Annotated in this window: 4 protein-coding genes and 1 other annotated feature; of the genes, 1 reads left to right on the top strand and 3 read right to left on the bottom strand. The window is 46.1% G+C overall.

What is annotated here, in order from left to right; genetic code table 11:
• The first annotated feature begins 136 nt into the window (after positions 1 to 136).
• Positions 137 to 376: a binding site (T-box leader), on the top strand.
• 81 nt (positions 377 to 457) lie between these two features.
• The gene (locus DXA18_RS11415; protein ID WP_118383992.1) at positions 458 to 1483 is read left to right on the top strand and encodes a bile acid:sodium symporter family protein; all 1026 of its coding nucleotides are present in this window, start codon (positions 458 to 460) and stop codon (positions 1481 to 1483) included.
• 62 nt (positions 1484 to 1545) lie between these two features.
• Here the strand turns inward: DXA18_RS11415 and DXA18_RS17650 are convergent, their stop codons facing one another.
• The 3 genes from DXA18_RS17650 to carB are packed head-to-tail and all read right to left on the bottom strand — an operon-like array spanning position 1546 to position 6394.
• Complete coding sequence (locus DXA18_RS17650; protein WP_330424559.1) at positions 1546 to 2286, bottom strand: aminoglycoside phosphotransferase family protein; 741 nt, start codon at positions 2284 to 2286, stop codon at positions 1546 to 1548.
• Positions 2220 to 3167, bottom strand: coding sequence for a PglD-related sugar-binding protein (locus DXA18_RS17655; RefSeq protein WP_330424560.1), 948 nt, complete (start codon positions 3165 to 3167; stop codon positions 2220 to 2222). Before DXA18_RS17655 ends, DXA18_RS17650 begins: the two co-directional genes overlap by 67 nt.
• Positions 3168 to 3178: 11 nt before the next feature.
• Entirely contained in the window at positions 3179 to 6394 is a 3216-nt protein-coding gene (gene carB, locus DXA18_RS11425) for a carbamoyl-phosphate synthase large subunit (protein WP_118383993.1), read from the bottom strand.
• Positions 6395 to 6556: the final 162 nt, after the last annotated feature.

The raw sequence follows: 6556 nt of genomic DNA on the forward strand, positions 1-6556 counted from the left end.
TCCTGTTTTGTCATTCAAATTCATGTTCACCTCATTTCCGATTTATTTTTATAGATTTAGAATTCCGCAAAAAAAAATGCTTGACATCTGAAATAGCAGGTCTATAATAATTTTTTGTAAAAAGAATATCGTTCACCGAAATTCATTGATGAGAACAACGCCTTGTTTATCGCTCATTCACAGAGAGCCTGCGGCTGGTGGAAGCAGGTAATGGCAGAATAAGGATATCCTCTCTAAGAAGCGGGTTGAAAGTAATATCAGTAGACCTCGCCGTCATCCCACGTTACAGGGAACGCGTATATTAGTACGTAAGAAAGTGTTGCAGGAGTATTTCTGCAGAATCAGGGTGGTAACGCGGATAGATTTCGTCCCTTTTCAGTTTGTTCTGAGAAGGGATTTTTTATTTCTTTCATATCGAATCCGGTGAGCAGTAATTACCAAAAGGAGGAAACACGTAATGAAAGCATTACAGAAAGCAAGCAAATTTTTATCAGACTACACCTCGGTCGTCGTAATCGCGATCGCAGTAGTCACATTTTTCCTTCCATCGATGATGGGATGGGTGAATCTGGCACTATTCACGGATATGGTGGCAAATAAATTCACCTGCCAGTCTATTATCATCGGAATCATCATGTTCAGCATGGGACTTACCCTTACAACAGAAGACTTTAAAATTCTGGCACAGCGTCCATTTGACATCTGCGTCGGCGCGATTGCCCAGTACCTGATCATGCCATTCCTGGCATTTGCAATTTCAAAAACATTAAATCTGCCAGACGGAATCGCACTTGGACTGATTCTCGTAGGATGCTGTCCTGGCGGCGTATCTTCAAATATCATGTCATATCTGTGCGGCGGCGATGTAGCATTCTCCGTAGGAATGACAACCGTATCCACATTACTTTCACCAGTCATGACTCCGCTGATGGTATCCTTCCTGGCAAGCGGTACACAGATTACGATCAAAGGACTTCCAATGTTCGTATCCATCATCGAAACGGTAATCCTTCCTGTAGGTGTCGGATTCTTATTAAATTATCTTCTCGGAAAGAAACAGACATTCCGCGAACTTCAACAGGTAATGCCTGGAATCGCAGTGCTTGGTCTTGCATGTGTAGTAGGAGGCGTTGTATCCTCACAGGGAGCCAAATTCTTCCAGTCAGGTGTTGTAATCTTTGTTGCTGTACTGCTTCACAATGGATTCGGATATCTGTTGGGATACGGAGCCGGAAAACTGGTTGGAATGAACACATCAAAGAAGAGAACCATCTCCATCGAAGTTGGTATGCAGAATGCAGGTCTGGCAACAAACCTCGCAACAACAACCGCACAGTTTGCATCCACACCGGAATCTGCAATCATCTGCGCTGTATCCTGCACATGGCACTCCATCTCAGGAACCTTACTTGCCGGAATGTTTGCAATGCATGATAAACACAAAGAGAAAACTGCTGAGAACGTAACAGCTGCAGCACACTAATATATCTATTATAAAATAAAGAAGGCTCCCAGTGCAATCTAAACACTGAGAGCCTTCCTGTATTAAATATATTTTTTCAATATCCCGTTCATCTGATCAAATTGTTCTTCCATCTCTTTCACCAGTCGGAACTGCGTTCTCGCACGTACCAGGTTGTGCTCTGGATAAGCCGTTTTAAAATATACATCTCCCTGCAGATAATCTGCCAGGAAACGCATACCGCACTCCAGCGTCATAAGTCTGGCGCCCCATGGAAGACTCGCGATCTCAGCCGGTGTCAATACATCCTTTGCCATCTCCAGATATCCCTTGGTATAAATATCGTAAAGATTGATATCAAAATGTACTTTATCCAGATCCGGCTCATCCTCTTCCGCCGTAGACGCACCGAATCGAATGGAATCACCAAAATCATTAGCTGCAAGTCCCGGCATGATCGTATCCAGGTCAATAATGCATAATCCTTCATCTGTATCTGCATCAAACAGAATATTATTCAGCTTGGTATCGTTATGCGTTACACGAAGCGGAAGCTTTCCTTCCTCCAGCTGCTTCATCAGTACGCCGCAGTCGTCTTCACGTGAAAGCACAAATTCAATCTCCGGCTTACACTTGCGCGCTCTGTTCTTCACATCTTTGCGCTGTGCATCCTTAAAATCTCTGAGACGTTTTACCGTATCGTGGAACTGTGGAATGGTCTCATACAGACTCTCTGCCGGATAATCACCCAACTGCTTCAGAAAATGTCCGAGCTTAATGCTGACTGATAGAACTGCTCCGGTCTCTCCACCTGCTGATGGCAAATGGAATTCGCCACATAATGCAGGCATCGCCACGGCTGTCCGTTATCATCCTCAAAGTAGGTCTCGCCGGATTTGGTCTTAATGTAAGACAATGCCTCGCGATCCAGATCTCCGCCTTCCTGACGGATGATATTACGCAGATATTCGGTTACGCCAAAGATATTGTCCATAACCTGATCCGGATTCTTAAATACATTTACATTAATACGCTGAAGCACGTATAACGGCACATCGTTGCCATTCTGATCCGGCATATACACCGCATATGTCTCATTGATATGTCCCTCACCAAACGGCTTCACATAGCTGCACAGTGGTCCAAAGCCAAATGCATACACTGCATCTTCCAGACTCCGGCTGTCCACACCTTCGATCTTTCTTCTTGTAGAGAAGATGACCTCTCCTGCTTCTACTTTGCGTCCGGATTCAATCGTACAATTTGCTTTGACCACACTTCCAAGTCCGACATGCGCGCCCGCACATACAACGGAATTATGATCTACAACCGCGCCGCTGTTCACCAGTGCCGCGCGTTCAATCTTTGTATTCGTATTCACTACCGATCTCTGCATGATAAAGCAGCCTGGCTCCAGAGTCACACTCGGACTTACCACAGCTGACGGATGCACAATCGCAGGAACTTCATATCCCTCTTCCAGCAATTTATCCGTCCAGAACAGACGCGTCTTATTATTGCCAAATGCAGCAACCGCAACCGGATAGTCCTCGTGCTTAATCACATAATCACAGCACATACCGATCACATCGTCTTCCTTTACCATATCATCCAGAAACACTATCTCTTCGTATCCCAGTGCCTGTGCGGTCTCCTTGATCATATGACCAAAGCCGCCGGCTCCAAGGATTAATAAACTCTTCATATGTCTTGCTCCTATTTAATCCTGCCATGCAGCTCCTGCAGGGATGCAATCTTGCCGCCGTCATGATTATTGACTGCATGGATTCCTGTTGCCGCTGCCATAGCCGCTGCCATTGTCGTGCAGTACGGAATCCTTCCCTTAATCGCAGCTTTTCTCAGGTAGCTGTCATCATATACACTGTCTTTTCCAACCGGTGAGTTCACGATGATATCCACCTTTCCATTCGTGATCTCGTCGAGTACATTCGGGCGTCCCTCACACAGCTTCTTTACTTTTTCAGCCGGAATGCCAGCTTCATTGATCAGCTGACATGTGCCTTCTGTTGCAATGATGCGGAAATTATTCTCATGGAACAGTTTCGCAACCTCTACAACTTCTGCCTTATCTTTGCGGTTTACAGAGATCAGCACAGTTCCTGACAGCGGAAGTTTGGACTGAACTGCTTCCTGTGCCTTGTAAAATGCCTCTCCGTATGATTCAGAAAGTCCCAGTACTTCTCCGGTAGATCGCATCTCCGGTCCTAACAGCGGGTCTACTTCCGGGAACATGTTGAATGGGAATGCTGCCTCTTTTACTCCGTAATATGGAATCACTTTCTCTTCCAGTGTAGGTACCGGACTCTCCTTACCGGTCAGCTCACGCGTAATGATCTCCGTTGCGATCGGCACCATACGCACATTACAAACCTTTGACACAAGCGGTACGGTACGGGATGCTCTCGGGTTCGCCTCAAGCACAAATACCTTGCCATTCTCGATGGCGTACTGCATATTCATCAGTCCCTGTACATGCATTTCTTCTGCAATCTTTCTTGTATATTCCTTAATGGTCTCCACATTTTCCCTGGAAATGTGTACCGATGGGATTACACATGCAGAGTCTCCGGAATGTACACCTGCAAGCTCGATATGCTCCATAACCGCCGGTACAAATGCGTTGGTTCCATCGCAGATCGCGTCAGACTCACACTCCAGTGCATGATTCAGGAAACGGTCAATCAGGATTGGACGGTCAGGTGTTACACCAACTGCTGCCTTCATGTAGTCAGCCATTGCCACATCGTCGTAGACTACTTCCATTCCACGTCCGCCAAGTACGTAAGATGGGCGAACCATAACCGGATAACCGATCTTGCCTGCGATCTCTACTGCCTCTTCTACGGTTGTAGCCATTCCCGCTTCCGGCATCGGAATCTCCAGCTTATCCATCATTGCACGGAACTGATCTCTGTCCTCTGCAAGATCGATAACAGACGGTGCGGTTCCAAGAATACGAACACCATTCTTCTCCAGATCTGCTGCCAGATTCAGCGGTGTCTGTCCACCGAACTGTGCGATCACACCAAGCGGTTTTTCCTTTTCGTAAATGCTCAGCACGTCTTCCAGTGTCAGCGGCTCGAAGTATAACTTGTCAGAAGTATCGTAGTCTGTAGAAACCGTCTCCGGGTTACAGTTCACGATGATCGTCTCAAATCCAAGCTTCTTAAGCGCCATTGCCGCATGTACACAACAATAATCAAACTCAATACCCTGACCGATACGGTTCGGTCCACCGCCAAGGATCATAATCTTACGGTTATCAGATACCGGATTGGCATCCTCTGCATTATATGTAGAATAGTAATATGCACTGTCCTTCGTACCGCTTACATGTACACCTTCCCACGCCTCTACGACACCAAGCGCTTTTCTCTTATTGCGGATATCAGCTTCCGGAACTTCCAGAATCTGGCTGAGGTATTTGTCAGAGAATCCGTCTTTCTTAGCCTGTGTCAGTGCTTCGTCTGATGGCAGAGCCCCTTTGGATTCCATCAATGCATTTTCTTCCTCCACCAGTTCTTTTATCTGCTCCAGGAAGTAATGTTTTATTTTCGTGATCTCATGAATCTCCTCTACAGTCGCACCTTTTCTGAGTGCTTCGTAGATCAGGAAATAACGCTGGCTGGACGGAGTAATCAGCTGTTTCAGCAGGTCTTCCTTCGTGCGAGCATCAAAATCCTTCGCATGACCCAGACCGTAATTGCCATTCTCCAGGCTTCGGATTGCCTTCTGGAATGCTTCTTTGAAATTCTTACCGATACTCATAACCTCGCCGACCGCACGCATCTGTGTGCCAAGCTTGTCCTCTACACCTTTGAACTTCTCAAACGCCCAGCGTGCAAACTTGATTACCACATAGTCGCCGTCCGGAACGTATTTGTCCAGAGTGCCGTATTTGCCACATTCAATATCCTTCAATGTCAGTCCGCATGCAAGCATCGCAGATACAAGCGCGATCGGGAATCCGGTTGCCTTGGATGCCAGCGCAGAAGAACGGGATGTACGCGGATTGATCTCGATAACGATAATTCTGTCTGATACCGGATCATGCGCAAACTGCACGTTCGTTCCACCGATCACCTGTACAGAATCTACGATCTTATAAGCCTGTTCCTGCATTCTCTTCTGACATTCTTCCGAAATCGTCAGCATCGGAGCAGAACAGAAGGAATCTCCTGTATGCACGCCCAGTGGATCAACATTTTCAATAAAGCATACCGTGATCATATTGCCTTCTGCATCACGAACCACCTCAAGCTCCAACTCTTCCCATCCGAGAATAGACTCCTCTACAAGCACCTGTCCCACAAGACTTGCCTGCAGTCCTCGTGCACATACAGTCTTCAGTTCTTCCTTATTATAGACAAGCCCGCCGCCGGCACCGCCCATAGTATAAGCCGGACGCAGTACCACCGGATAACCCAGCTTATCAGCAATCGCAAGTGCTTCGTCTACAGAATACGCAACCTCGCTTTTCGCCATTTCCACGCCAAGCTCATTCATCGTCTTCTTAAACTCGATGCGGTCTTCCCCACGTTCGATTGCATCCACCTGCACACCGATAACCTTTACATTATATTTGTCAAGAATTCCTTCTTTGTATAATTCAGAGCAGAGATTCAATCCGGACTGTCCTCCCAGATTCGGAAGCAGCGCATCCGGTCTTTCTTTTGCAATAATCTGTTCCAGACGATTCACATTCAATGGCTCAATATAAGTAACATCCGCGATCTCCGGATCCGTCATGATCGTTGCCGGATTAGAATTCACCAGCACAATCTCATATCCCAGTTTTCGAAGGGCCTTACACGCCTGTGTTCCAGAATAATCGAACTCGCACGCCTGACCGATAATGATCGGGCCGGAACCAATAATCAGTACTTTCTTAATATCTTCTCTCTTTGACATATTATCTCCTCTCTGCTGAAGCAGTAACATTTTTTCACAATATAATTTATATAAAATTTTATATCTGATTTTTGATTATCCGCATAAATACAATACTTTCAAGCATTTTGACGTATAGGAAAACATTCATTTTACCACGAATTTACCACGATTGAATAAGCC

The organism is Dorea sp. AM58-8 (assembly GCF_003464045.1).
In the GTDB taxonomy this organism is placed as follows: domain Bacteria; phylum Bacillota; class Clostridia; order Lachnospirales; family Lachnospiraceae; genus Claveliimonas; species Claveliimonas ammoniilytica.

Coding starts and splice junctions, on each gene's coding strand:
- DXA18_RS11415 (WP_118383992.1), top strand. CDS start 458: ATGAAAGCATTACAGAAAGCAAGCAAATTTTTATCAGACTACACCTCG.
- carB (WP_118383993.1), bottom strand. CDS start 6,394: ATGTCAAAGAGAGAAGATATTAAGAAAGTACTGATTATTGGTTCCGGC.
- DXA18_RS17655 (WP_330424560.1), bottom strand. CDS start 3,167: ATGAAGAGTTTATTAATCCTTGGAGCCGGCGGCTTTGGTCATATGATC.